We start from the raw sequence: 344 nt of genomic DNA on the forward strand, positions 1-344 counted from the left end.
CAGGTCTTGTAAGCGCTTGGCTACCGGGCAGGAATGCCCTCCATAGGCACTCAGAGTTCCGGTCAGCTCCAATCGCATTGATATCTCCTTACTGTAATGTGGGAACGTGACATACAGAATTTGATCAGCTTTTTTTAACCACTCACTTTCTAATTCCCGACATTTTTCCCAGAAAGGTGTACTCGAGGCTTGAGCGGGTTCTATTTCTACAACATGAAGGTTGTCTCGGACTTTGTGTGCCTGAAGTTGTACAGATTCAAGTTCGTGTGAACTCTGTAGTGGAAGTGGTCCGTGAAGGGGAACATTGTTTGGCAGGACAGCAGTGTAAACCGGAGAGCCTCCAT

This window comes from Parendozoicomonas verongulae (assembly GCF_009711465.1).
GTDB classification, from domain to species: domain Bacteria; phylum Pseudomonadota; class Gammaproteobacteria; order Pseudomonadales; family Endozoicomonadaceae; genus Sansalvadorimonas; species Sansalvadorimonas verongulae.